The sequence below is a fragment of the Flavobacterium sp. FlaQc-47 genome, assembly GCF_044006475.1.
Classification (GTDB): domain Bacteria; phylum Bacteroidota; class Bacteroidia; order Flavobacteriales; family Flavobacteriaceae; genus Flavobacterium.
Window position 1 is genome coordinate 449747 of the sequence record NZ_JBIPCQ010000003.1, and the last position, 26954, is coordinate 476700.

22 protein-coding genes are annotated in these 26954 nt (G+C 33.5%); 14 read left to right on the top strand and 8 right to left on the bottom strand.

Annotation, left to right across the window (positions count from 1 at the left end):
• Window positions 1-46 precede the first annotated feature (46 nt).
• The 3 genes from ACHRVX_RS11515 to clpX all read left to right on the top strand — a co-directional run bounded on the left by ACHRVX_RS11515 (window position 47) and on the right by clpX (window position 3696).
• Window positions 47-1369 (top strand): trigger factor, encoded by a 1323-nt coding sequence (locus tag ACHRVX_RS11515; RefSeq protein WP_395332303.1) that lies wholly within the window; start codon window positions 47-49, stop codon window positions 1367-1369.
• Window positions 1370-1611: 242 nt separating this feature from the next.
• Entirely contained in the window at window positions 1612-2286 is a 675-nt protein-coding gene (gene clpP / locus ACHRVX_RS11520; RefSeq protein WP_213295507.1) for an ATP-dependent Clp endopeptidase proteolytic subunit ClpP, read from the top strand.
• Between the two features lie 177 nt (window positions 2287-2463).
• Complete coding sequence (gene clpX / locus ACHRVX_RS11525) at window positions 2464-3696, top strand: ATP-dependent Clp protease ATP-binding subunit ClpX (protein ID WP_271336760.1); 1233 nt, start codon at window positions 2464-2466, stop codon at window positions 3694-3696.
• Window positions 3697-3919: 223 nt separating this feature from the next.
• On the opposite strand, the gene ACHRVX_RS11530 is transcribed toward clpX, so the two are convergent.
• Window positions 3920-4885: a GlxA family transcriptional regulator gene (locus tag ACHRVX_RS11530; RefSeq protein WP_395332308.1), complete on the bottom strand. Its 966-nt coding sequence runs from the start codon at window positions 4883-4885 to the stop codon at window positions 3920-3922.
• A 141-nt stretch (window positions 4886-5026) separates the two neighbouring features.
• On the opposite strand from ACHRVX_RS11530, the gene ACHRVX_RS11535 reads away from it, so the two are divergent.
• The 7 genes from ACHRVX_RS11535 to serB all read left to right on the top strand — a co-directional run bounded on the left by ACHRVX_RS11535 (window position 5027) and on the right by serB (window position 9224).
• The gene (locus ACHRVX_RS11535) at window positions 5027-5437 is read left to right on the top strand and encodes a VOC family protein (RefSeq protein WP_395332311.1); all 411 of its coding nucleotides are present in this window, start codon (window positions 5027-5029) and stop codon (window positions 5435-5437) included.
• A 27-nt stretch (window positions 5438-5464) separates the two neighbouring features.
• Window positions 5465-5869, top strand: coding sequence for an SRPBCC domain-containing protein (locus ACHRVX_RS11540; RefSeq protein ID WP_395332314.1), 405 nt, complete (start codon window positions 5465-5467; stop codon window positions 5867-5869).
• Between the two features lie 43 nt (window positions 5870-5912).
• The gene (locus ACHRVX_RS11545; RefSeq protein ID WP_395332316.1) at window positions 5913-6317 is read left to right on the top strand and encodes an SRPBCC family protein; all 405 of its coding nucleotides are present in this window, start codon (window positions 5913-5915) and stop codon (window positions 6315-6317) included.
• A gap of 168 nt (window positions 6318-6485) precedes the next feature.
• A complete protein-coding gene (locus ACHRVX_RS11550) occupies window positions 6486-6893 on the top strand; it encodes a VOC family protein (protein ID WP_395332318.1) in 408 nt (135 codons plus the stop codon).
• A 2-nt stretch (window positions 6894-6895) separates the two neighbouring features.
• Complete coding sequence (locus ACHRVX_RS11555; RefSeq protein WP_395332320.1) at window positions 6896-7339, top strand: SRPBCC domain-containing protein; 444 nt, start codon at window positions 6896-6898, stop codon at window positions 7337-7339.
• Between the two features lie 51 nt (window positions 7340-7390).
• The gene (locus ACHRVX_RS11560; protein ID WP_395332322.1) at window positions 7391-7849 is read left to right on the top strand and encodes a VOC family protein; all 459 of its coding nucleotides are present in this window, start codon (window positions 7391-7393) and stop codon (window positions 7847-7849) included.
• 145 nt (window positions 7850-7994) lie between these two features.
• The gene (gene serB / locus ACHRVX_RS11565) at window positions 7995-9224 is read left to right on the top strand and encodes a phosphoserine phosphatase SerB (protein WP_395332324.1); all 1230 of its coding nucleotides are present in this window, start codon (window positions 7995-7997) and stop codon (window positions 9222-9224) included.
• A 604-nt stretch (window positions 9225-9828) separates the two neighbouring features.
• Here the strand turns inward: serB and ACHRVX_RS11570 are convergent.
• A complete protein-coding gene (locus ACHRVX_RS11570) occupies window positions 9829-11352 on the bottom strand; it encodes a GH3 auxin-responsive promoter family protein (protein WP_395332326.1) in 1524 nt (507 codons plus the stop codon).
• A 269-nt stretch (window positions 11353-11621) separates the two neighbouring features.
• Here ACHRVX_RS11570 and ACHRVX_RS11575 point away from each other — a divergent pair, with 269 nt between their 5' ends.
• Both ACHRVX_RS11575 and ACHRVX_RS11580 read left to right on the top strand, forming a co-directional pair.
• The gene (locus ACHRVX_RS11575; protein ID WP_395332327.1) at window positions 11622-12416 is read left to right on the top strand and encodes a DUF2797 domain-containing protein; all 795 of its coding nucleotides are present in this window, start codon (window positions 11622-11624) and stop codon (window positions 12414-12416) included.
• 256 nt (window positions 12417-12672) lie between these two features.
• Entirely contained in the window at window positions 12673-13752 is a 1080-nt protein-coding gene (locus ACHRVX_RS11580) for a glycosyltransferase family 9 protein (RefSeq protein ID WP_395332329.1), read from the top strand.
• A 63-nt stretch (window positions 13753-13815) separates the two neighbouring features.
• On the opposite strand, the gene ACHRVX_RS11585 is transcribed toward ACHRVX_RS11580, so the two are convergent.
• The 3 genes from ACHRVX_RS11585 to sppA form a co-directional block, all read right to left on the bottom strand.
• Window positions 13816-16443: an AsmA-like C-terminal region-containing protein gene (locus ACHRVX_RS11585; RefSeq protein ID WP_395332331.1), complete on the bottom strand. Its 2628-nt coding sequence runs from the start codon at window positions 16441-16443 to the stop codon at window positions 13816-13818.
• A gap of 173 nt (window positions 16444-16616) precedes the next feature.
• Complete coding sequence (locus tag ACHRVX_RS11590) at window positions 16617-17564, bottom strand: alpha/beta hydrolase (protein ID WP_395332333.1); 948 nt, start codon at window positions 17562-17564, stop codon at window positions 16617-16619.
• 13 nt (window positions 17565-17577) lie between these two features.
• Window positions 17578-19335: a signal peptide peptidase SppA gene (gene sppA, locus ACHRVX_RS11595; RefSeq protein WP_395332335.1), complete on the bottom strand. Its 1758-nt coding sequence runs from the start codon at window positions 19333-19335 to the stop codon at window positions 17578-17580.
• Between the two features lie 269 nt (window positions 19336-19604).
• Here sppA and folK point away from each other — a divergent pair, with 269 nt between their 5' ends.
• Window positions 19605-20738 (top strand): 2-amino-4-hydroxy-6-hydroxymethyldihydropteridine diphosphokinase, encoded by a 1134-nt coding sequence (gene folK / locus ACHRVX_RS11600; RefSeq protein ID WP_395332337.1) that lies wholly within the window; start codon window positions 19605-19607, stop codon window positions 20736-20738.
• A 75-nt stretch (window positions 20739-20813) separates the two neighbouring features.
• On the opposite strand, the gene ACHRVX_RS11605 is transcribed toward folK, so the two are convergent.
• The 3 genes from ACHRVX_RS11605 to ACHRVX_RS11615 all read right to left on the bottom strand — a co-directional run bounded on the left by ACHRVX_RS11605 (window position 20814) and on the right by ACHRVX_RS11615 (window position 24164).
• Window positions 20814-23000 (bottom strand): T9SS type B sorting domain-containing protein, encoded by a 2187-nt coding sequence (locus ACHRVX_RS11605; protein WP_395332339.1) that lies wholly within the window; start codon window positions 22998-23000, stop codon window positions 20814-20816.
• A 103-nt stretch (window positions 23001-23103) separates the two neighbouring features.
• The gene (locus tag ACHRVX_RS11610; RefSeq protein ID WP_395332341.1) at window positions 23104-23649 is read right to left on the bottom strand and encodes an RNA methyltransferase; all 546 of its coding nucleotides are present in this window, start codon (window positions 23647-23649) and stop codon (window positions 23104-23106) included.
• A gap of 77 nt (window positions 23650-23726) precedes the next feature.
• Window positions 23727-24164, bottom strand: a complete 438-nt coding sequence (locus ACHRVX_RS11615; protein ID WP_395332343.1) for a DUF1573 domain-containing protein — start codon at window positions 24162-24164, stop codon at window positions 23727-23729.
• A 158-nt stretch (window positions 24165-24322) separates the two neighbouring features.
• Between ACHRVX_RS11615 and mutS the strand changes: the two genes are divergently transcribed.
• Window positions 24323-26929, top strand: a complete 2607-nt coding sequence (gene mutS, locus ACHRVX_RS11620; protein WP_395332345.1) for a DNA mismatch repair protein MutS — start codon at window positions 24323-24325, stop codon at window positions 26927-26929.
• Window positions 26930-26954: the final 25 nt, after the last annotated feature.

Below are 26954 nucleotides of genomic sequence, written 5' to 3' on the forward strand. Positions count from 1 at the left end.
TTTATAATTTTGCAACCCAATTTTATTATGTAAATTAAAGAAGACGATGGATATCAAAAGAGTAGCAATAAACGCTGTGAATGAAACAATTGTAATGACAGTTGTTCACATGGATTATAAAGGTCAAGTAGCAAAAAGAATAAACGAAAAAATGCCTTTGGCTACCGTTAAAGGTTTTAGAAAAGGACAAGTACCTAAAGACCTTGTTGAAAAACAATACGGAAAAGCAATTAAGCAAGAAGAAGTTCAAAAAGTTGTTGATTTGGCTTTAGAGCGTTTTGTTCAATCTGAAAGATTAAATCTTTTAGGAACTCCTCTTGCAAAAGTAGACGAAAACTTTGACTGGGATGCTGAAGAACTAACTTTCGAATACGAAATTGGTTTAGTACCTAACTTCGAAATTGACTTAGAAGCTAAAAACGATATCGTAAAATATATTGTTACGGCTGATGATAAATTAATCGACGGACAAGTTGAGCGTATCCAAAAACAATTCGGAAAAGCAATTCCACAAGAAGTGGTGTCTGCTGATTCTGATTTGACAGGAACTTTCTCAAACGAAGAAAAAGGAATCGAAAATACAACTACAATTGCATTATCTACATTCAATAAAACTGCTGCTGATAAATTCATCGGTAAAAAAGTTGGAGATGTTGTTGCAGTAAGTACAAAAGGTTTATTTGAAGATGATCACCAGTTAATGGACTACCTAAAAGTAGGTCATGATGATGTTCACGGTTTAGATATCGAAGTAAACTTTACTATCAGCGCCATCAACGGAGCTGAATTAGCTGAATTAAACCAGGATTTATTTGATAAACTTTTTGGTGAAGGAAAAGTAGCTTCTCTTGAAGATTTGAAAGCTAAAATTAAAGAAGATGCAGAAGCTCAATTCGCACAACAAGCAGATCAAAAATTATTGTTAGACGTTCAGGACTTCCTGATTGAAAACACAAAATTTGATTTACCGGCTGAATTCCTTAAAAAATGGCTGCAAACTGTTGGAGAGAAAAAACTTTCTGCAGAAGAAGCTGAAGCTGAATACGCAAGATCTGAAAAAGGATTACGTTTTCAATTAATTGAAGGAAAAGCAATGGCACAAAGCAATATTCAAATTACATTTGAAGACCTGAAAGCTTTTACAACAAAATCTATCAGACAACAAATGGCTCAATTTGGACAAACAAATCCTACTGACGAAGAAGTACAAGGAATCGTTGCTAGAGTTTTATCTAACCAGGATGAAGTGAAAAGACTTTCTGAGCAAGTTGTGGCTGAAAAATTGTTAGACGTGTTTAAAGAAAAAGCAAATCCTACAACTAAAGAAGTAACTTACGAAGAATTTATTGCTGCGTCTTACGGAGAATAATTTCTAAAAAAATAAGTATATTTGAGCGTCAGGAGATTTTTTTCCTGACGCTTATTTTTTTGTTTTAAGTTTTTATTTTTGTTTCAGGTTTCAAGTTTTTATTGGAACGAATATGAAGCAACCTGAAACTTGAAACCTGAAACAACTTTTGAGAATAAGACAAATTGACACCCTTCATAAATAGGTATAACCTTTGATGAAGAATAGATACAGATATAACATAAACTTAGAACACTTAAAATATGAACTACGGTAAAGAATTCAAAAAATTTGCTACAAAGCACCAGGGAGTAAACGCAATGTACTACGACAAAATCGTAGCAGCAATGAACCCAACAAACATGACTCCATATATTATTGAAGAGCGTCAGTTGAATGTTTCTCAATTAGATGTGTTTTCAAGATTAATGATGGACAGAATTATCTTTTTAGGAACAGGTATCGACGATCAGATCGCGAATATCGTTCAGGCACAGTTACTATTTTTAGAAAGTGCCGATGCATCAAAAGACATTCAGATTTATCTAAATTCTCCTGGAGGAAGCGTTTATGCAGGATTAGGAATTTATGACACTATGCAATATATCAAACCAGATGTAGCAACAATTTGTACAGGAATGGCAGCCTCTATGGGAGCTGTATTATTATGTGCAGGAGCAGCAGGAAAACGTTCTGCTTTACCACATTCAAGAGTAATGATTCACCAGCCATCAGGAGGAGCACAAGGTGTTGCAACAGATATGGAAATCAACTTACGTGAAATGTTGAAATTGAAAGATGAATTATATAATATTATTTCACAACATTCAGGACAATCTTTTGAAAGAGTACACAAAGACAGTGAGCGTGATTACTGGATGAAAGCTGACGAAGCTAAAGAATACGGAATGATTGACGAAGTATTGAGAAGAAGCTAAAAAAAAGTTTATAGTTTCAAAGTTTCAGGTTTCAAGTTAAGAATAACAAACCTGAAACCTGAAACAATTTTTAAACTTGAAACAAAAATAAAAAAGTTAAGAGGTTGCTAAGTTTTTGAGGATATAGTAATAAATATCAGAAACTTAGTAACTTTGCAGCTTAGTAATAAAAAAAGAATGGCTAAAGTAGTATTAGAATGTTCGTTTTGTGGAAGAAAAAAGCCAGAAACCAATTTATTGATTGCAGGTATCAATGCACATATCTGCGATAAGTGTATTGAACAAGCACACGGAATTGTATTAGAAGAATTAAAATCAAGCGGAAGTGCAAAACTTGTTGGTGATTTAATTTTAAAGAAACCAAAAGAAATCAGAGCTTTCTTAGATCAATATGTTATTGGTCAGGATCAGACTAAAAAAGTAATGTCAGTTGCGGTTTACAATCACTACAAACGTTTAATGCAACAGCAATTAGACGACGAAGTAGAGATCGAAAAAAGTAACATCATCATGGTAGGTCAAACCGGAACCGGAAAAACATTGGTAGCAAAAACTATCGCAAAAATGTTAGACGTTCCTTTGGCTATCGTTGATGCAACCGTACTTACAGAAGCTGGTTATGTAGGTGAAGATGTCGAAAGTATTTTGACACGTCTATTACAAGCTGCAGATTATGATGTAACCAAAGCAGAAAGAGGAATCGTATTTATTGATGAAATTGATAAAATTGCCCGCAAGAGCGACAATCCATCCATTACACGTGACGTATCTGGTGAAGGTGTACAACAAGCTTTGTTGAAATTATTAGAAGGAACAGTTGTAAACGTACCGCCAAAAGGAGGACGTAAACATCCGGACCAGAAATTTGTTGAGGTAAATACTCAAAACATCCTGTTTATTGCAGGTGGAGCTTTTGATGGAGTAGAACGTATTATTTCTAAACGTTTAAACCGTCAGGCAGTGGGATATTCAACTTCTAAAAATGTTGATAATATCGATAAAGACAATTTATTGCAATATATCATTCCTAAAGACATCAAGGACTTTGGTTTAATTCCCGAAATTATCGGTCGTTTACCAGTTTTGACACATATGGATCCTCTTGACAGAGAAACGTTACGTGCAATTTTGACACAACCTAAAAATGCGTTAATCAAACAATATCAAAAATTATTTTTAATGGATGATGTTGAATTTAATATTACTGACGAAGCATTAGATTTTATTGTTGATAAAGCATTAGAATACAAATTAGGAGCTCGTGGATTACGTTCGTTATGCGAGGCTATCTTAACAGATGCCATGTATGAATTACCAAGTTCTGATGATAAAGTTTTAACAATAGATCAGGATTATGCAAAACATACTTTGAATAAAAATTTATTGAAACGTATGGAAATTGCATCTTAAAGCTTAAATAAATTTGTCCGGTTTTTAAATTTGACAAACTTAATATAAACCTGTTCATTTATTTGAACAGGTTTTTTTTTTTTTTGAGAATTTATTAAAACAAACACGAATTAAACGAATTTGCACAAATTTCATGGTCAATTAACTTTGTAAAATTAATTTCACAAACAAATTAGTGCTAATTAGTGAAATTCGTGTTTGAATTTTCTGCTCCTGAAAAAAATTACTGCACCCTAAACTTTTCACGATATTCAATAGGTTTCATTCCCACCATTTTATAAAATACCTTTCTGAAAGCTTTTGGATCATTATAACCCGTTTTTTCAATAATTTCAGAAATCGAAAGTTGCGTTTGCTCCAGATATTTTTTAGAACTTTCAACCCTGATATTCTGTAAATATTCAATTGGTGGAATTCCTGTTACTTGTTTAAATCTTCGTGTCATGTTTCGCGAACTTGTTGGAATATCTTTTGTGATTTCCTCCAGTTTTTCAATAGAATGATACTGACTTTCTATTTTATGCTGAAGCATTGCCACCAACGCATCGTTATGCAAATGATTGGGTCTGAAAGTGCTGAAATAACTCTGTTTGTATCGGTTTAAATCAATCGAAAAAATCTTTGCAATCTGAACAGCAATTTCATTTCCACAATATTTCTGAACCAATAAAATCAATAAATGAAATGTTGAGGTAGAACCACCGCTCGTATATAAACTGCCATCAGCCGTTAAAGTTTCCTCGGGTTTTAGTTTTACTAAAGGAAAAGCCTTTGTAAAAGCACTGCAAGCATCAACATGTGTTGTAGCCAGCTTTTCGTTTAACAATCCTGAAGCCGCAAACAAAAAAGCACCAGTGCAAAAACTCGCCAATTCGGCTCCGCTATTGTGTTGCTTTTTCAACCATGGAATAAAATTCATGTTCTTAGCAATCATTTCAGCCATATTATCAGTCGTAAAAGCAGGAATCAAAATTAAATCTAAAGTTCTAGTTGACTCTTCGATCGAATTAACTTCATATCCAAACAAACGTTCTTCATTGATTTGTTCAGTCGATTGAAAAATCATAATTTCAAAAGGCTTTTTAATTTCTTTAAAAAGATTATTAGCCGTTTCAAAAACTTCTAAAATTGCGGCTATGCTTAATAATTTATAATCATGCGGAACAATTAAACCTACTTTCGTGCTCATAATTTGTTGGTTTTTATAAAGTTGCGTAATACACAAAAGTAATTATTTTGTCTTAAATGCCCCTAAAGTTGACTTTTAATGTATCATAATGCTGGATGTAATATTTTAAATTTGTTTAATAATTTGTAAATTTATATTAAAATGGAAACAAAAATTTTCTTGAATCTTGCTGTAAAAGATTTAAACAAGTCCATTGCATTCTTTACCCAATTAGGTTTTTCATTCAATCCAAAATTCACAAATGAAAAAGGAACATGTTTAATTATTGGTAAAAATATAAATGTAATGCTGTTAATTGAAGAGTTTTATCAAACTTTTACCAATAAGCAAATTTGTAACACAGCTACGACAAATGAAGTTATTATTTCAATTTCACTAAGTTCACGTGACAAAGTCGATGAAATGATGGCAAAGGTTATTAAAGCCGGTGCATCAGAATATATGAACACAAAGGATTATGGATGGATGTACCAACGTAATTTTCTGGATTTAGACGCACATCAATGGGAAATTTTCTATATGAATGAAAGTGAGATCCCGGAAATGAGTTAATTATCCAGAATATAAATAAAATAAAAAATGATAACGGTACAAAATACTATAAATGCATCAATTGATCAAGTCTGGAATTTTTGGACATTGCCGGAGCATATTCAAAATTGGAATATTGCAATAGAGGGTTGGTATACAACAGCGGTAGAAAATGATTTGAAGGTGGGAGGAAAATTCAAGTACAAAATGGTTAAAAAAGATACAAGTTTAAGTTTTGATTTTGAAGGCCTGTATACGAAAATCGAAAATCTATCTGTAATAGAATATAAACTCCTTGATAACAGAATAGGAAAAGTAAGTTTTGAAAAAAATGAAAATCAAGTAAAAATTACCGAAGATTTTGAACCAGTCAAAGAAGATTCTGAAAGTATGCAAGAAGAATGGTGTCAAACGGTTATTGATAATTTTAAAAAGTATGCAGAAGCATTTTAAAAGCCAGTTAAATTAGAAAAAATTAATTCAAATAAAAGAAAATATGATAACAGTACAAAGCACAATTAATGCATCAATAGATAAAGTTTGGGAATTTTGGACATTACCGGAACATATTAAAAACTGGAGTTACGCTTCTGCAGAATGGCATTCACCTCATGCGGAAAATGATTTACAGGTGGGAGGAAAATTCAAAACCACTATGGCAGCAAAAGATGCAAGTATAAGTTTTGATTTTGGAGGAGAGTATACTTTGGTCGAAAAAAATAAGGCAATAGAATACGTTCTTGAAGACGGCAGAAAAGTTGAAATTACTTTTGAAGAAACACCAGACGGAGTAAAAATCACCGAAAGCTTTGACCCTGAAACTGAAAATTCAGATGAAATGCAGCAAGGTGGATGGAACGCCATCCTGGATAATTTTAAAAGTTATGTAGAAAGTAATTAGGTTTTTTTTAAGGTGCAAAGAGGCAAAGCTACATAGGGACACAGTTTTGAAAACAAAGGAAAAACTTTGTGACTTCGCGTCTTTGCGAGAAATACTAAGCATTTAAAAAAGTCCAGCTTAAATTATCTTACATCACTTATATGGTTTAAAATTTAAAAAGCAGCAATTATGATAAAACAAATATGGTTGAATTTGCCGGTAAAAGAGGTGGCAAAATCAAAAACTTTTTTTTCGAAAATAGGATTCTCTTTTAATGAAGAACACGATACGCCAGGCTCAACTGCAATGATTGTAGGGGAAGGAAAATTTGTAGTAATGCTTTTTGAAGAAACGTTATTTGCCGGCTTTACCAAAAACAAACTGACAGATACACAATCAGGCTCAGAAGTTTTGATTTCAATTGATGCTGAAAGTGTTTCAGAAGTTGACGAACTGGCAAAGAAAGTAGAGGAGGCCGGCGGAACAATTTTTGCGCCTCCGGCAGAAGAACAAGGCTGGATGTATGGTTTTGGTTTTGCAGATTTAGACGGTCATCGATGGAATGTTTTATTTATGGATTTTAGTAAACTATCATAATTATGGAAACTTTAGAATTTAAAATCAGAATCAAAGCTCCGGCAGAAAAAGTCTGGTCAGTTTTATGGAATGATGAAACGTACAGAAAATGGGCAGGAGTTTTTTATGAGGGATCATATGCAATAAGTGATTGGAACGAAGGCGGAAAAATACACTTTCTGGGACCTGATGGTGGAGGAATGAATAGCATAATCGAGAAAAAAATCCAAAATGAATATATGGCTTTTAAGCATTTAGGAGAAGTTAAAGATTTTAAAGAAATGCCTGTTAATGAAGAAACTGAAAAATGGAGCGGTGCAATGGAAATCTATCGATTAACTCCTGATGACGAGTTTACAGATCTTGTAGTTCAGGTTGATGTAGTCGAAAAATTTATTGATTATTTCAAGGATGCTTTTCCTAAAGGATTAGAGATTGTAAAAGAATTATCAGAGGAAAGTGTATAGAAAAAAGAGAATACATTGCAACAAACAATAAACAAAAAACAATAAGTAATCATGGCAACATCAGTAAACCCGTATTTAATTTTTAGCGGAAATTGTGAAGAAGCATTTCTGTTTTATAAATCAGTTTTTGGAGGAGAATTTCCTTATATCGGAAAATATAAAGATATCCCCGCAGACGAAAATGGAAATTATCCTGAATTATCACCGCAGGATGGTAACCGAATCATGCACGTTTCGCTCCCTATTGGACATACTATTTTAATGGGAAGTGATAGTCATCCACAATTAGGAGATCCGGGTTTGTCAGATAATTTTTCAATTTCTATTAATACCGAAAGCCAGGAAGAAGCAGACAAGATTTTTAACGGACTTTCGGCTGGAGGTAAAGTAGAAATGCCCATGAATAAAACATTTTGGGGCGCATATTTCGGAATGTTCAAAGACAAATTTGGTATTAACTGGATGGTAAATTTTGACGAATCAGAGCCACATAAAGAATATAATAGTTAGGTTATTTCAATAGCGGAACATATTTGTTAAATTACTTCAAAAAGCACATTTATATGTGCTTTTTCTTTTCAAAAAAACAAACAATATCCTTTTTTATCAACAATAGATTACCGATTTTTGTCGCTTCTTAAAATTAATACATAAAATGGCAATAGAAGGTAAAGAGATTATTTTATTAAAAGTTTCAGGACACGATAAAATAGGAGTAACAGCGGGTTTAACAGCTGTATTAGCAACTTACGATGCCAATATTCTGGATATTGGTCAGGCTGATATTCACGACACACTTTCTCTGGGAATTTTGTTCGAGATCGAAGCCGGTTCAAGTTCAGGACCTGTTTTAAAAGATTTATTGTTCAAAGCTTACGAATTAGAAATTAAAGTAAAATTCATCCCTATTTCTATTGAAGATTATGAAACCTGGGTAAAATCGCAATCAAAACAACGTTATATCATTAATATTTTAGGTGAAAAACTGGCAGCTTCACAATTGGCGGCAGTTACTAAAATAATGTCAGATCAAAATTTAAATATTGATTCTATTATAAGATTAACAGGCAGAACATCTATTGTTGAAATAGAGGAATATCCGCGTTCCTGCATACAATTATCCGTAACCGGCGAAATTGTAAACAAGATTATCATGACGGCAAGTTTCATGGAAATTTCCCGAACTTTAAATGTAGATATCTCATTTCAGGAAGATAATATTTACAGACGAAACAGACGTTTAGTTTGTTTTGATATGGATTCGACTTTGATTCAAACCGAAGTAATAGATGAATTGGCAGAACTAAACGGAGTAGGAGCACAAGTTCGTGCCATTACAGAATCTGCAATGAATGGTGAAATTGATTTCAACGAAAGTTTCAAACAACGTATGGCGCTGCTTGAAGGTTTGAGCGAAGATGTTTTGCAAAATGTAGCCATCAATTTACCAATCACAAAAGGAGCCCGCCGTTTAATGAAAGCCTTAAAATATTACGGATATAAAACCGCAATTTTATCCGGAGGATTCACCTACTTTGGAGAATATCTGCAAAAAGAATTGGGAATTGATTATGTTCATGCCAATCAATTAGAAATCAAGGACGGTAAATTAACCGGTAAATATTTAGGCGAAATCGTAGACGGACAAAAGAAAGCCGAATACCTAAAAGCAATCGCCGAAAAAGAAGGAATTCATATCAACCAAACCATTGCGGTTGGTGACGGAGCAAACGATTTGCCAATGCTAAATTTAGCAGGTTTAGGAATCGCCTTCCATGCAAAACCAAAAGTAAAAGAAAACGCTGCAACATCAATTTCAAGTTTAGGCCTTGACGGAGTTTTATATTTATTAGGATATCACGACAGGTATATTGATATGATGTAGTCTCATTTTGTCATTTCGACGTAAGGAGAAATCGCACACGAAACTCGACAAAGACTGAAGACATTCCGGATGGAATTACTATTTGTGATTTCTCGTTCCTCGAAATGAGGAATACTACTTAAAAACAAAACCTTAGTTTCAATAAAAGCTAAGGTTTTTTTTATGGTCATGTCCCTAAGGGTCGGCATATTCGTTACAATCTTTTGTGCATGACCCCGGCACAAAAGGATTTCCACTTCTATTCCAATGTTACGTAATTTCAGATGTGTAAAACAGTATAAAATCGACAATTATATTATCCATGCCAATCAAGATTTGAAACCCCGTAATTTGTGCCGTTAGGCACTAAATGTTGGTAATTAAAAGAATCCAAATAAATCTAGCGTGCCGTATACGCAATAGTTCTCATTTTGTTGCGTACCTACGGCACGCCAATGTATTTCTTATCTCTATTAATTACCAATATTTAGTGCCTAACGGCACATTTCAATTTTTGGTTCGTATTTCTACCACTACCTGAAGCTAGTGGCTATTCAAAGTAGAATTTATTTTATAAGATGACAAGCTTGCTCCATCAACAAATAATTCGTGAAAATTTGTGAAATTAGTGTTTAAGTACACACATCTCCTTCAATTGCTCCAAATAATCCCTTTGATTTGAAAGTCTCGGAATTTTATGTTGTCCGCCTAGTTTATCACGTTCCTTTAACCAATCATAAAATAAGTTTTCACGAGCCACGTTAATTACCAAAGGATTCAGCGTCATATTATTGTGGCGTTTGGCTTCGTAATCAGAGTTTAAAGTCTGTAGTGTTTCATCCAGCACTTTCTGGAAAAGACCCACATCAGCAGGTTTTTTCTTGAATTCAATCATCCATTCATGTGCGCCTTTTTCTTTGTCCTGCATAAAAATAGGAGCAACCGTATAATCTATGACTTCAGTTTGAGTAAGCTGACACGCTTTTGCAATTGCCTGATCTGTATTTTCGACCATTAATTCCTCTCCAAAAACATTAATATGATGTTTGGTTCTTCCTGTAACCCGAATTCTATATGGGTTTAAAGAAGTAAAACGAACTGTATCACCTATCAAATAACGCCACAAACCAGAATTGGTCGTGATAACAATTGCGTAATTTTTATTCAGTTCAACATCAGCCAATCGAACCACTTTTTGGTTTGGAGTTCCAAAAGTATCCATTGAAATAAACTCGTAGAAAATACCATAATCCAGCATCAACAATAAATCGCTCGAATTATTTAAATCCTGAATGGCAAAGAATCCTTCAGAAGCATTGTATATTTCATAATATTTGAAATCTTTACTTGGTAGTATTTTCTTGTATTGTTCCTTATAAGGAGAAAAACTCACACCACCATGAAAGTAAACTTCCAGATTTGGCCAGATTTCCAATAAACTTTCTTTTCCCGTATTTTCTAAAACCTTATTCATCAAAACCAGCATCCAGGACGGAACTCCCGCAAAACTGGTCACATTCTCCGTTTTAGTTTCATTTATAATCGCAGCAATTTTAGCTTCCCATTCGCTCATTAACGAAGTTTTATTGCTTGGCGTGCTGCTGAATTCCGCCCAAATAGGCATATTTTCAATCAAAATCGCCGATAAATCTCCAAAATAAGTATTGTTGTTTTCGTAAATCTGAGAACTTCCGCCTAAGCGAAGACTTTTCCCCAAAAACAACTCTGAATCTTCATTATTATTCAAGTACAAACAAAGCAAATCCTTACTTCCCTTATAATGGCAATCTTCGAGTGCTTCACTACTAACCGGAATAAATTTGCTTTTAGCATTCGTAGTTCCGCTCGATTTTGCAAACCATTTTATTGGAGTTTCCCAAAAAACACCTTGTTCGCCCTGACGAGTTCGTTCAATCAAAGGCTGTAATTCTTCATAAGTTGCAATAGGAACCCTTTCAACAAAAGTAGCATAACATGTTATCGATTCAAAACCATATTGTTTACCTATTACAGTATTCTCTGAGGCCGTCAATAAATTATGCAATAGTTCTTCCTGAACTTCATTTGGATATTTTAGAAAAAGTTCTATTTGATGTATCCTTTGTTTCAGGACCCAAGAGGCAAACGAATTGATTATTGATAACGGCATGAGTGAATTTTAGGTTTTAATCCCAATAGCTTCGGGAGATTTTAGATCATGGATTTTACTTTTGCGCAAAATCGGGAAATTTAAAATTTGAATATCGATCGACAAATACTAACTTTGTCGTTGTATCAAAAATAGTGTTTTTTTGTAAAAAAAAACGTCAATATTGACTAAAGATTGTGATTCAAAATTTGAATTTAATATAATTTCGAATTTTTCAAAGTATCTGTAATCTAAAAGCATCAATCTAAATCTAAAATTCCATAATTCGAATGACATATCAAGGCGTACTTACAAAAATGCAAACTGAACTAGGAAATCCAATTCAATATTACTTGGTTTTCGAAGATAGTTTTCTAAATATGAATCAACTTTTAGATAAAGAGATTGAGATCAATTTTGCAGGTTATGAATGTTTGAATTGTCATAAAAAGAAAAAAATATTCCGCCAGGGATTCTGTTATGATTGTTTTTATTCCAGTCCGGCAGTTGGTGACTGGATTATGAGACCGGAATTAAGTACGGCACATTTAGGAATTGCAGATCGTGATTTAGAATATGAGCAAAAAGTACAATTGCAGCCACATGTTGTTTATCTTGCTCTTGCCAGTGAAGTAAAAGTTGGTGTAACGCGTAAAACTCAGGTTCCAACCCGTTGGATCGATCAGGGCGCTACCCAGGCAATTGCAATTGTTGAGGTTCCCAATCGCTATTTAGCAGGTATTACAGAGATGGCTTTAAAAAGCCATTATACAGATAAGACTAATTGGAGAAAAATGCTCCAAAATATCTGTGGAGATTGTGACCTGATAGCGGAGAAAGTAAAAGTAGAAAACTTAATTCCCGAGGAAGCTAAAGAATATTTCTATTCGCAAAAAAATGACTTGTATGAACTTCATTATCCGGTACTCAATTACCCTGCAAAAGTGGCAAGTTTAAGTCTGGATAAAACCCCATCCTTTACCGGAAAATTAACAGGAATCAAAGGCCAGTATTTAATTTTTGAAGATGGAACGGTTTTTAACGTTCGTAGTTCAGAGGGATATGTGGTTACAATAAACGTCTGAATTTATCGGTAAGTGGTCTATGTTTATTGGTTAACTGTCTAATATATTATGGATTACAAAATAATATTGGTATTTTTAAATCTCTTTCAAAAGTAAAATGTGTGAATAATGATACATTTCGTTACAATTTTGTAATGATTGCTTGTTGAAAGAATTTAATTTTAAAAAATAAAAGACACTAGTTTTAAGCTAGATAAATCTCTGGATTTTTTTAAAATTTAAATGAAGATTTAATAATCCAAAATTATTTAATACGATGGGTATTCAAAGAAAAATAAATGTTTTCAGGCGTGGCTTAATGCGCACTCTTACTAAGAATATTGGAAAATCAGGATCACTCGAAGATATTATATTAGTTGATAAAACAGATATAAAGAGAATTTTGATCTGTAGACCAAATGGAAGATTAGGAAACTTATTATTGATTACTCCTCTCGTTCAGGAAGTCACGGAAATATTTCCAAATTGTAAAGTCGATTTGTTTGTTAAGGGAACGTTAGCTCCCATAATTTTTGAAAATTACAAAAACATTGATAAAATAATCGATTTACCTAAAAAGCCCTTCAAAAATTTACTAAAATACCTCAATGTCTGGATTTCAATAAAAAGACAAAAATATGATATTGCGATCAATGTAGATCAAAATTCTTCCTCAGGACGTTTAGCAGTCCAATTTTCAAATGCCAAATATAAATTTTTCGGAGATTCAAATGAAGAATCTCAACTCCTGAAAAATGATTATGAGCATATCGCAAAATACCCCGTTTATAATTTCAGACATTATTTAACCAAATTAAGATTTCCAAAAAGCAATAAAATAATTGCTCCTTTAGATCTTAAGCTGACTCCAAGTGAAATTGCTGAAGGAAAAGAAATTTTAAATGATTTGTTTCATAATGATAAAAAAACAATTTGCATTTTTACTTACGCCACAGGCGACAAATGTTTATCAACTGATTGGTGGGAGAATTTTTATTCAAAATTGAAAGAAGAATATACCAACTACAATATTATTGAAATTTTACCAGTTGAAAACGTTTCGCAAATCGCATTTAAGGCACCTACATTTTATAGTAAGGATGTTAGGGAAATAGGATCTGTAATTGCAAATTCTAATTTATTTATTGGAGCTGATAGCGGTATAATGCATTTAGCAAGCGCTTCGCAGACGCCAACAATAGGATTGTTTTCCGGTACGAGCATAAAAAAATACGAACCTTATGATAATTGCAGTATTGCAATAGATGTTAATATTTATACCAAAAAAGATTATTTAAAAACTATAAATTCAATTTTGAATAATGGAAAATTAGGTAATTATTCTAATGCAATGTAAAATTAAAAGTAAATAATTATAAGCATAAAAAAAGGCGATCTAAATTGAGATCGCCTTTTTGGTTTAGTTTTTCTTCTTGAATAAACCGTTTATCAAGTCACTCGCTTTTTTCGTAGCTTCCTGAGTTTTCTGTTCTTTCTCAGTTGCAGCTGCTTTTGTAGTATCTTTTGCCTTAGTGTTTTTATTGATTAAATCAGTAAGAGCCGAAGTTCCTTTTTGAGTCAGCTTTTCTTTTTGCTGGTTCACCAGTTGAGTTGTTAAACTTGTAACAGCCGATTTCATATCAGTTGAAATTTTAGGATTAGAAAAGTTACCTGTAATTAATGCATTTATGGGAATGTTTTGCAATTTTGCAGCATCTGCAGGAGACATTTTTGCAATAAAAGCGTTAGCTTCACTGCCCAAATATTTAGCGGGAACATCTAATTTTAAGTTGTAATTCATGGTTTGATCAAAGCCGTGAGTTCCGCCAACTGTAACTTTAATATCCTGATATTTAATATCAAAAGGTTTTACGTTTACTTTTCCGTTGTCAAAAGTCAAGGCAGCTTTAATATCATTCAAATTCAACTTATTCATATCAAGAAATTTAATATTTGAAGTTAAAGAATTTAATACCGTTGAATTTTTAGCATTTATAGTCGTAGAAAGCAATTGACCAATTAAATCTCCTGAAATCGATTTTAAATCCGGAGTTAACTCGTTAGCATCCAGGTTTCCGTTCAGTTTAATCGTTGAATTCAATTTTCCGTTAATGATTCCGGCTATTGGAGCAATCTTTTTCATCATATCTAATTGCGTAAAAGTCTGCGCAATATCCACTTGATTGAATCCTAAATTCATATCAAACGTAGGCACTTTTGTTTTTGTAGAAACCGTTCCTGTTAAACCAATGCTTCCACCAAAAATTGACGTTTTAAAGTTTTCTAAAGTCGCTTTTTCATCCTTTACAATCAATTTTCCGGAAACATCTTTCAATTTTAAATTATCATATAAAACCGTAGTTGCTTTGGCATTTATAGTACAGTTTAAAAAAGCAGGAATCTTCATTGCTTCAGCGGTTTTTGCCGGTTTTGATTTAGTTTCTCCCTCTTTTCCAGTTGCAGTTCCGGTTTTGGCAGGTTCACCAGTAGTCATAAAATCATCTACGGCTAATTGGTTGGAACTCATATTGAAGTTTCCTCTAAGTTCTTGTTTTTTAAACATAAAACCATAGAAATTCTCTAAAACCCCATTAATGCTTAAATCACTTTTTCCTGTAGTTGCATCAAATTTTTTCAAATTGATCGTACTTGGATTAAACTCAACCAAAGCCGTACTAATGTTCATTGACTTATTGTTTTCATCCGTATATTTAAATCCTGACAAACTCATTGTTCCGGCATTTTTAATATTTTGATATTGGCTTTTTTCTACAGACGCCATATCAAATTGTGTCGTAACATCGGCCTTTAAAATACCGGCAAGAGGTTTATCCATTTTAATTGGATATGCTTTTGAAAGATTTGCTAAATTGATAGTCCCTTTCAAAGCCGCGTTAACAAAAGGATTTACGGTTACGTTTTTAATACTTGCTTTAGCACTAAAAACGTCCTGATCAATTCTAAAAGTCAGTTTGTCCAGATTAACATACGTATCATTTAAGATCCCGGTTTCATTGATGATTTTTGTATCGATCACAATATTCTGAACTGATTTTGGTAAGTTAGGATATTGAAAAGAAGCATTATTTGAGGCAATTGCAATATTAAATTTAGGAACAGTCGTATCTGTTAATTGTCCTTTTGCAAAACCAACAATAGTAAAATCTCCTGTAGTTTTCACACCATTTAAACTTGAAGAATAAGCAGAAGGAATTAAACCTAAGAAATTGGTAAAGGACGAAGTAGGCGTTTTAAACTTTAAATCATAGTTCTGTCCTGCGTCAACCATTTGAATAAAACCATCAAATTCTAAAGGTAATTGGTTAATCAAAGCCTTGTTTTCTTTAAAAGTATATTTACTTTGCTCCAAATCAATTCCCAGAACAGCATCTAAAGTCAGTTTTACATTTTTCATGTAATTGATTTTATCCATATCTAATGAAACGTTCGCGGTCGATTTCGTTGTCAAATCTAATTTTGAATTCGTAAAATCTCCCGTTCCTTCATGATTTAAACTATCAATTACCATTTTAATTTTAGAACCCTGATCAATATATCTAAACGTAAAATTCTCGATTTTATAATTCTGAATTTTTAAGGAAAGAGGTTTGCTTTTATCGTCTGTCTTTGTTTCTTTTTTGTCTTTTAAGGCAATATCAAAATTTCCAACGCCATCTTTATTAAAAATAATATTGATTAGACCATTTGTAGAACTTATTCCCTGAATGTTTAAAGGTTCATCTTTTCCTTTAAAAAGTTCCTTAATACTCATTTTTAAATTCAATTCTCCTAACGAAACTAAAGTATCGCCTTCAAAAGGAGCTTTGTTAATGATTACCAGTTTTTCTATTCCAACAGTTGCGTTTGGAAAGTTTTTAAACAAACTTAAATCAGCATCGGCAAAACTTACTTTAGCATCAACACTTTCATTGATGGCATCGGCAATTTTAGCCTTTATTTGATCTTTAAAGAAATACGGAATGGCAAATAATGCGGCAACAATCACTACAAGAACAATGGCAGTGATTTTTAAAATTTTCTTTAACATATAAATAGATTTGAGGGTTTAAATTTATAATCGTCTCATGCAAAAATAGTTTTTTTTGATTGAGTTCAAAGATAAAGTTTTCCTAAAAAGTAGGAATATTTTTATTTTTGTTAAAAATAAAAATCCGCCTGAATATAGATTCAAACGGATTTATACTGTTTTTATGATTTAGATTATTTTTTAATGAACGAAACAATCTTATTTGTCATGATTTCTGAAAGTGGTAAACTCTCCTTATTATAGCTTTCCATATTTGCCTGACTATCACCTTCAATGGTTTTCATAATATGATTCATGTTCTCCACAATCAAAAGTTCCGCATTTTTGTTGGCTTGCGATAAAAGTTCTGGATCCTTTTCAGTCACTTGTAAATCTTTGTTTCCCTGCAAAATTAAAATAGGAACAGTTAACTTTTTAATTTCCGTTTGCGGATTGTATTTGAACCAGGAAATTAAATAAGGCTGAATGCTTGCTCTAAAAAGCGAGTTAAGCATTGGATCTACTTTTTTTACAGTATTGCCGCTTTTCAGACTATCGATAATCGGGAAGGTTAAATCCTCTAATTGTTTATTTGATTTTGACGTAATTTGCGCTTTTATCAATCTATCAGCAGATTCTCCCGAGCCGGCAATTGATATAAATTTGTTTGCTTTTGCACCGGCAATCATACCTATTAATGAACCTTCGCTGTGACCTATTACAATTACATGAGAGAAACGTTTGTCCTGTTTTAATAAATTAATCCAGCTTTTGGCATCTTCAGTATAATTTTCAAAAACCAGCGTTTGTTCAGAAACTGCAGATGCTTTGCTTTCGCCAATGCCTCTTTTATCATATCGTAATGATGCAATTCCATTTTTTGCCAGCGTTTCGGCCAGCATTTTCAGCGAATTGTTTTTCATCATCGGATTATTTCCGTTTCGGTCTGTTGGTCCTGAACCCGAAATGATCAATGCTACCGGATATTTTGTTTTTAAATCCGGAGTAGTCAGTGTTCCAAAAAGCTGATCTATATTAATTTTTAAAATTACGGGAGATTCTTTAAACGTGATTCCGTTTTTATCCTGAGCATTAGCAAAACCCAAAAACAAAATTGCAGCAACAGCAAATATCTTTTTCATATTAATAATAGAATTACTTAATGTTCAGTCCAAAAGGAAGCATTGCCTGAACTCCTTTTTGCTTTTGAAGTCTTTTTACCTGCTCAATAAGTAAATAATTTTCTTCGCCAATTTCTTCTTTTATAAAAGCTTCTTTTGATTGTGCAAAAGGTAAATTAGAAAGTAAATCGTTGAATGTTTTTTCGTATTCAGGATAATTCTGAGTACTGTATGATTTTATTTTGGCAATTTTAGCCGCTTCAGCGATAGCATCATTTAGTCCGCCAATTTTATCCACAAGACCTATTTTCAAAGCCTCGCTTCCTGACCATACTCTTCCTTGTGCAATTGCGTCAACCTGGGCAAAAGTCATTTTTCTGCCTTCAGCAACATGCGTTACAAATGTGTTGTAAATATGTTCCACTCCTTCTAAGGTAAAAGCCTTAAACTTTTCGTCAACTGGCACAAACGGACTATAATTAGCGGAGTTTTCGTGTGTTTTAACTTGTTCTGTATTGATTCCTAGTTTATTGGCCAAAGGGCTGAAATTTGGTAAAATTCCAAAAACACCAATAGAACCTGTAATTGTATTGCTTTCTGCAAAAATTTTGTTGGCGTTACAAGCAATATAATACCCTCCAGAAGCGGCATAATTTCCCATTGAAACTACCACCGGTTTTACTTTTTTAGTGATTTCAATTTCTCTCCAGATCAAATCAGATGTCAGAGCGTTTCCACCCGGACTGTCAATTCTAAGAACAATTGCTTTTACATCTTCATCCTTTCGAGCCTCTTGTAAAGAACGTCGCATAGAACCTTCGCCAATTACTGTAACATCTCCTTCGCCACTTTGTATTTCGCCCTGAGCGTAAATAATAGCAATTTGATCACTTGCTGAGTTAGTTAAAGCCGTTGTAACATTGTTTTGAGTATAATCTAAAATAGAAATTTTATTATAATCATCATCGCCTTTCACTTTCAATGCTTTTTTGATGGCGTTATGATACACATCTTCATACGCTACAATATCAACTAAATGTTGTGCTTTTGCCATTTCCGGAGTGCGGGCTAATAAACCGTTTGCAATTTCATTTAATTTAGCAAGAGGAATATTTCTGCTTTTCGAAATATCAGTAGAAACCGTTGTCCATATCGAGTTTAAAAGAGCCGTAACTTGTTCTCTGTTAGCATCGCTCATTTTATTTTCTAAAAATGGTTCAACAGCACTTTTATATTTCCCGTGACGAATCACTTCCATATGAATGCCTGATTTATCCTGAAAATCCTTAAAGAACATCACTTCAGACGAAAGTCCTTTAAAATCTAAATCACCCGCAGGATTAATATAAACGGTATTGGCAACAGAGTTTAAATAATATTCTTTTTGTGAATACGTATTGGCATAAGCCCAAACAAATTTCCCTGATTTTTTGAAGCTTTCAAGCGCATTTCTCAAATCTTTATATTGTGCTAATCCTAAAGAAGATTCATCATTTAAAATTGAAATTCCTTTAATATTGTCATCTTTTTTTGCAGCTTCGATTGCATTGATGACATCGGTTAAACCAACTTCTTTTTTATCTGAGAAAACAGTTACCCAGGGATCTTTGTATTTCCCGGCATAATCATTCTGAATTTGTTTTAAGTTTAATTCTATAACCGAATCGCCTTTGACAGAAACAGTATCGTCTCCTCCAAAAATAGCTCCAATAAGAATTATTCCGAAAAAGAAGAACATAATAAATACAAAAATACCAACAACTGTGGCAATTACATTTCCTAAAAACTTCATAAGTATATTTTTTTTTAATAAGTAGCGAAAAAGGCTGGTTTGTTACAAATGTAATCTAAAAACAAATTATTTATCAAACACCATTTGATCAAATAGTTGTAGTTTTTACATTTTTAATTCTAAATTAAAGATAAAGTATTTTTGCATTATGTTTCAAGTTTTTAAGATAGTTATGGCAAATAAAAAATCTAAAGCGGTTAGAAACTTCTCAGTCTTGCCTTAAATAATATAGGTAATTCTAAAATAGTTTTAGTTAATTTGCAGTAATTATGAAGTCACAGCATCAAGTCGTTTTATCTATAGGAAGTAATCAGGGAAACAGGTTAGCAAACATCGAAAGTTGTATTGATTTAATACATCAGGAAGTGGGAACTGTTATCAGGGTTTCTAAACTATACGAAACTCCTGCATGGGGATTTGAAAGCGATGCATTTTATAATTGCGCTCTGGTTTTACACACCAATTCATCGGCACAAAAAATACTGAATCAGGTTTTAAAAGTTGAAAAACAACTAGGACGAATCAGAACGGAACAACAAGGATATCAATCCAGAATTATCGATATTGATCTGATTGTTTTTGATGACCAGATTATTGATTCTGAGAAACTGCAAATTCCGCATCCCTTAATGCAAAACAGAAATTTTGTTTTACTGCCAATGCAGGATTTAAAGTTAGACTGGAAACATCCTGTTTTTCAAAAATCTATTTCAGAATTAATTGCAAATTCTCCTGATGACGCGGTTTGTACAATAGTCCAGAATTTAAAAAATCCTTTACGCGAAATTGCCCTTGAAAACTTTAATTATATTGCTTTTGAAGGAAATATTGGCGCAGGAAAAACTACACTGGTACAAAAAATTGCCGAAGATTTTAATGCCAAAACAGTTTTAGAACGTTTTGCCGACAATCCTTTTTTGCCCAAATTTTATAAAGATCAAAACCGCTATGCTTTTCCGTTAGAAATGTCATTTCTCGCAGATCGTTATCAGCAATTATCAGATGATTTAGCGCAATTTGATTTATTTAAAGATTTTATCGTAGCCGATTATCATATTTTTAAATCATTAATTTTTGCTAAAATTACCTTAGCAGAAGATGAATATCGCTTGTATCGCAACTTATTTGATATTATTTATAAGGAAATGCCAAAACCTGATCTGTACGTTTATTTGTACCAGAATTCAGAGCGTTTACTTCAAAACATCAAGAAACGTGGCAGAACTTACGAACAAAATATTGAAGCAGAATATCTGGATAAAATCAATAATGGTTATTTAGATTATATCAAATCCCAAACAGATCTGAATGTTTTGATTATAGATGTTTCTGATCGGGATTTTGTAAAAAAGCACGAAGATTATCTTTTTATCTTAAATGAAATTCAGAAGAAAATAGGATAATGTGTCAATGTGCCAATTAGAAAAAGACATAATTATCTACAGCATTTTGAACAATTATCTAATTTTCTAATTAATTTATCTCTTCAAAGAAAAATGTCCTCTTAAAACAGGTTTGGTATTGTCCACTTTCAAAGCATACCAGTAATCAGAAGCAGGAAGAGGAGTTTTATCAAAAGTTCCGTCCCAGCTCATTTTAGACGAATTCAATTGGGCGATTAGTTTTCCGTATCGGTCAAAAATAGTAATTTCTGCCTGCGCATAATTTTCCATTCCGGTTACTTCCCATAAATCATTATACGAATCATTGTTTGGAGTAAAAAATGCGGGAAAAACAAGCACAACAAAGTTTAGTGTTGTTTGTCCGCAACCGTTTTTCTCTCGCGCATAAGCCGTTTGCAATCCTCCCGGAACATCATAAAATAAATTAGAATCCTGAAAATTTAATCCGTCAACCGAATATTCAAAATAATCCGTTTCTTTTTTAAGATGAATTACTGCCGTAGTTCCATTCACATCAATTCGGTCTATTTGCGGAATTTCATGTTCATTCACTATAATTGTTTTTCGGCTGGTACAATTTTCAGGAGCAGGACTTGTAATATCTACAGTGTAAGTTCCGCCGGCAGTAGCATCAATAGTTGGAGATGTTGCACCGGTATTCCACAAATATGTCATTCCGGAAATCCCTGCATCGAGAGTAACTTTTTGAAATTGGCATAAAGCCAAAGTTTCATTTGTAACGATAGGCGGAGTGTAAATTACAATATTTACAGGCGTTCGATTTGAATTAATACAAATATTATTTGACGCTTCTGCGTAATAAGTAATGTTAGAAGAAATTGTAGGTGTTGTAAAACTATTTCCCGTATAAATGCTTGTTCCGCCGGTAGAAGTTGTGAACCAATTAATAACACCAATATTTGCCTTGGCTTCAAGAACAACGCTTCCTGATCCGCAATTATAAACCGTGGATGAAGTTGCAACAGATTGATTAGGCGTTGCATTTACTGTGGCAATTACCGTTTTTCGGTTTGATTCGCAACCTGCATCAACATAATAAGTTGTTGTTGTATTTAATATTGGGGTTGTATATGAATTTCCTGTGGTTAATAAAGTTCCTCCAGTTGCAGCATCATACCAATTAATTGTGGCTCCATTTGTTGCAGTAGCAGTTAAAGTAAAGCTTCCTGAGTCACAAACCGAATTTTGATTTACAGCAGGTGTTGCAACCGGAATAGTGATTTTTGTACTTGCCGCAATTTCCAAAGGTAATTCGCCGGGCATTCCGCCATATTCGACAACATAACCTTTTGGCTGATAACTGCCACTTGGATCTCCTGTATTGGATAAATCGTTCCATGATCCTCTTATTCCAATTCCGGGTTGCGTGATATGCGCATATTTTTCATTTCCTCCCTGATTATTAGGTTCTCCGCTATTCCAGAAAGCAAAATTTGGAGTCGAACCATTTGTAGTTCCGTTCCAGAAAACAGTTCCTGCTTCCGGTCCTGTAACCCATTTCCAGACATTTTCGGTATCGGCATCGCTGCCGCCAATCCAGCCAGTTCCGGAAGCTTGTTCTCCTACTAATTTAGCTTCATCAGTAGATAAAATAGTAGCCAGATACCCTTTTAATCCGTAATAAGTACTGGCTTCAGCAGCTGTTTTTGCATCAGTCCAGGTAATCCCTATATTGGGAACATATAAATAATAATGTTGTGTAGATGGCAAATAATTAGCCTGACCAATTGTGATCGAAAAAGTTTTAGTTCCTGAAGCAGTAGCTGATGAATTAGTAAATACAACATCTTTAATAGCGGCTTCAAGATCAGAATATAAAACATCAGCACCTGTCGGGTTTGATAATGTTAATTTTCCGGCAGTAGCATCCCAATTTGATATAATCGAAGGATGGGTTGCGGTATTTGAAAGTGCTAATTTGTCGAAACCGGAAGAATAACCGGAAGAAATTTGAATATAAGCGGCTTGAGTTCCCGGTTCCAGAGGATCGTGAGTTATGGAAAAAGCGGTAACAATAGTAATGGCGTTTTGCGGACAATACAATTGATCGCCAGTCGCTTTTAATACAGGTGGAGTAGTAGCAAAACGAACTTTGCCAGTTTTTTTATTTGATTTGAGAGTATCGTTTATGGTGGTAGTTACAGTTTTGCTTGAAGTTTTAATTTTCTCATTTGCATAAGATTGAATGAAACTTAAAACAAAAAAGAAAATGGTTGTTTTTACGAAATTGGTTCTTTTCATTTTATAAAAGTATCAATTTTATAAGAACAAAAAAATATATTTCAATTTCTAACAATTAAAGCCTGAATCTGCTGTAAAATAACATTGTATAAAATTAGATTGTTTACTCAATAACAGCTGGCCAATTAAGTTTCTGAAACAAATCCCAAACTACAATTCCTGCACTTACGGCAATATTTAAAGAATGTTTTGTTCCTAATTGCGGAATCTCAATACAGCCATCACAAATTGCAACTGCCTCCTGAGCTACGCCATAAACTTCGTTACCGAAAACAAGCGCATATTTTTGATTTTTTTCCACTTTAAAATCCTGAAGAAACACGGAGCTTTCCACCTGTTCAATCGCTAATGTTACTACATTGTCCTTTTTTAAATTTTCGATAACTTCCAATACGTTTTCGTGATGTTCCCATGCAACAGTTTCGGTAGCGCCAAGAGCAGTTTTATGAATTTCTTTATTGGGCGGAGTAGCCGTAATACCGCATAATATTATTTTCTCGATCAAAAAAGCATCAGCAGTTCTAAAAACAGATCCAATATTGTGTAAACTGCGAATGTCATCTAAAACTAAAATTAAAGGTGTTTTATCTGATTTTTTAAAATCTTCGATTGATTTTCTGTCCAGTTCGCTATTTTCTAGTTTTCTCATTTGTGTTGAATTCAGGTCATAAAAAAAGCTTCCAAAGATAAGGAAGCTTTTTCGATTTATTTTATTTGTTTTTCAGATTAGCTTTTAACCGGATCCGGTAAAACTGTACCTTTAATAGTAAGTACTTTTGTAGGTTGTCCTTCAGCATTAGAAGTAACAGTTACAGTTTTTGTAAAAGCACCAACTCTGTCAGTAGCATATTTTACACCAATGATACCTTTAGCACCAGGAGCGATAGGCTCTTTTGGAGTTGTTGGTACAGTACAACCACAAGATCCCTGTGTATTTGTAATGATTAATGGTTTAGTTCCGTTGTTTACAAAAACGAATTCACGTTTTCCATCAGCATTGTGAGCGATAGTTCCGTAATCAATAGTTTCTGTTTCAAAAGCCATTCCGGCTCCATCAACTTTAGCAACTTTAGCAGCTTTTGCAGTTGCTTTTTTAGTGCTTTGAGCGTTAGAAGCAGTAATTCCAACTACAGCTAACATAGCGAATAAAATTATTTTTTTCATCTTTAAGAATCTTTGTTTTAATTATGAACAAATCTATATAAAATTCTTAAATCTTAATATAAAAAAATCTTAAAATATTTTAATTTTTGAAGCACTGCGATATTCCTTCAAAATATTATAAATTCGCTGTCTTAATTTTTCATTTAAAATACAATAATTTGGCAGCGAAAGAGAAAGTGGTGAAAGAAACACCGTTAATGAAACAGTACAACGAAATCAAGAGAAAATATCCTGATGCATGTTTGCTTTTTAGAGTAGGTGATTTTTATGAAACCTTTGGAGAAGACGCTGTAAGAGCTTCAAAAATCCTTGGGATAACATTGACTAAGCGAGGGGCAGGTTCTGAAACTGAAACCGCATTAGCAGGTTTTCCGCACCATTCCATCAATACGTATCTGCCTAAATTGGTTAAAGCCGGACTTCGTGTAGCGATTTGCGATCAGCTTGAAGATCCTAAAATGACCAAAACTATCGTGAAACGTGGTGTTACTGAACTAGTAACTCCGGGAGTCTCCTTAAATGATGAAGTTTTACAATCGAAAACAAATAACTTTTTAGCATCGGTTTATTTTGCTAATAAAAATATCGGAGTTTCTTTTTTAGATGTTTCGACCGGAGAGTTTCTAACCGCTCAGGGAAATGCCGAATACATTGATAAATTATTACAGAACTTTAATCCGAGTGAAATACTTGTTCCTAAAAATAATAAAGGAGATTTTAAGGCAGCTTTTGGAGAAGATTTTCATACTTTTTATCTGGAAGACTGGATTTACAAAGAAGATTATTCTTTAGAAACTTTGACGAAACATTTTCAGACCGTTTCTTTAAAAGGTTTTGGTATCGAAGAATTAAAGGAAGGAATTATTGCCTCCGGAGCAATTTTATACTATTTATCCGAGACTCAGCACAATCGCGTGCAGCATATTACAGCGATTCAGCGAATTGCCGAAGATGCATATGTATGGATGGATCGTTTTACCATTAGAAATTTAGAATTATACCATAGTTACAATCCAAATGCAGTAACACTTTTAGATGTTATCGACAGAACGCTTTCGCCAATGGGCGGACGTTTATTGAAACGCTGGCTGGCTTTACCATTAAAAGACAGTAATAAAATAAAAGGGCGTCATGATGTGGTTTCATATTTGAAATCCAACTCTGAAGTATTGTACAATATGCAATATCAAATCAAACAAATTTCAGATTTGGAGCGTTTGATTTCTAAAATCGCGGCAGGAAAAGTTTCTCCACGAGAAATTGTTTATTTAAAAGAATCCCTTGACGCTATAATTCCAATAAAAACTTTGGCACTTGCAAGTCCGCAGGAAGCTGTAAAAGTTATTGGGGATAGTTTACATGCCTGTGATTTATTAAGAGAAAAAATTAAAACCACCTTAAATCAGGATGCGCCGGTTGCAATTTCAAAAGGAAATGCAATTGCAAGAGGAATAAGTGAAGAACTTGATGATCTAAGGGATATTTCAACATCAGGAAAAGAATATCTGGAAGGAATAGAAAAAAGAGAATCAGAGCGAACAGGAATTTCGTCTTTGAAAATATCCTTTAATAATGTTTTTGGATATTATATCGAAGTTAGAAACACGCATAAAGACAAAGTGCCAACAGAATGGATTCGTAAACAAACCCTGGTAAATGCAGAACGTTATATTACCGAAGAATTAAAAGAATACGAAACCAAAATTTTAGGCGCAGAAGAAAAAATCCATAAAATCGAAACCGATCTTTTTGAGCAATTAGTCGCGTGGATTGCTACTTATATCAAACCGGTTCAGATGAACGCAAATTTGGTAGCACAATTAGATTGTTTATGTTCGTTTACGCAATTGGCCGTAGAGAATCAATATGTATGTCCTGAAATAGATGAAACTTTTGAGCTTGAAATTAAAAATGGAAGACATCCCGTAATCGAAAAACAATTACCGGTTGGAACACCTTATATTGCAAATGATGTTTTTCTTGACAGGGAAACTCAGCAACTTATCATGATAACCGGTCCTAATATGTCCGGTAAATCAGCTATTTTAAGACAAACCGCTTTAATTGTATTATTAGCTCAAATGGGAAGTTTTGTCCCGGCTGACAGTGTGAGAATGGGGATTGTCGATAAAATCTTTACAAGAGTAGGAGCATCGGATAATATTTCGATGGGGGAATCTACTTTTATGGTCGAGATGAATGAAACGGCTTCTATCCTGAATAATATATCTGATCGTAGTTTAGTGCTGTTGGATGAAATTGGAAGAGGAACAAGTACGTATGACGGGATTTCAATTGCCTGGGCTATTGCCGAGTTTTTACACGAACATCCCTCACAACCTAAAACTTTATTTGCAACGCATTATCATGAATTAAACGAAATGACCGAATCGTTGCCGAGAATTCAGAATTATAATGTTGCGGTAAAAGAATTAAAAGATACTGTTCTTTTTATTCGTAAACTGGTAAAAGGAGGAAGTGCACATAGTTTTGGAATTCACGTTGCAAAAATGGCGGGAATGCCCCAAATTGTAATTTTAAAAGCCCAAAAGTTATTGAAGAAATTAGAGAAGAATCATTCAAGCGATGCCTTAAACGGAGTAAAATCAGCGGCAGACGAAATGCAAATGAGCTTTTTTAATTTAGATGATCCATTGTTAGAAGAAATAAAAGAAGAGATCATGAGTCTTGACATTAATGCGATAACTCCGGTTGAAGCATTAATGAAACTCAATGAGATTAAAAGAATGCTGGTTAAAAAATAAATTTCAGATTTAAAGTTTAGGTTAT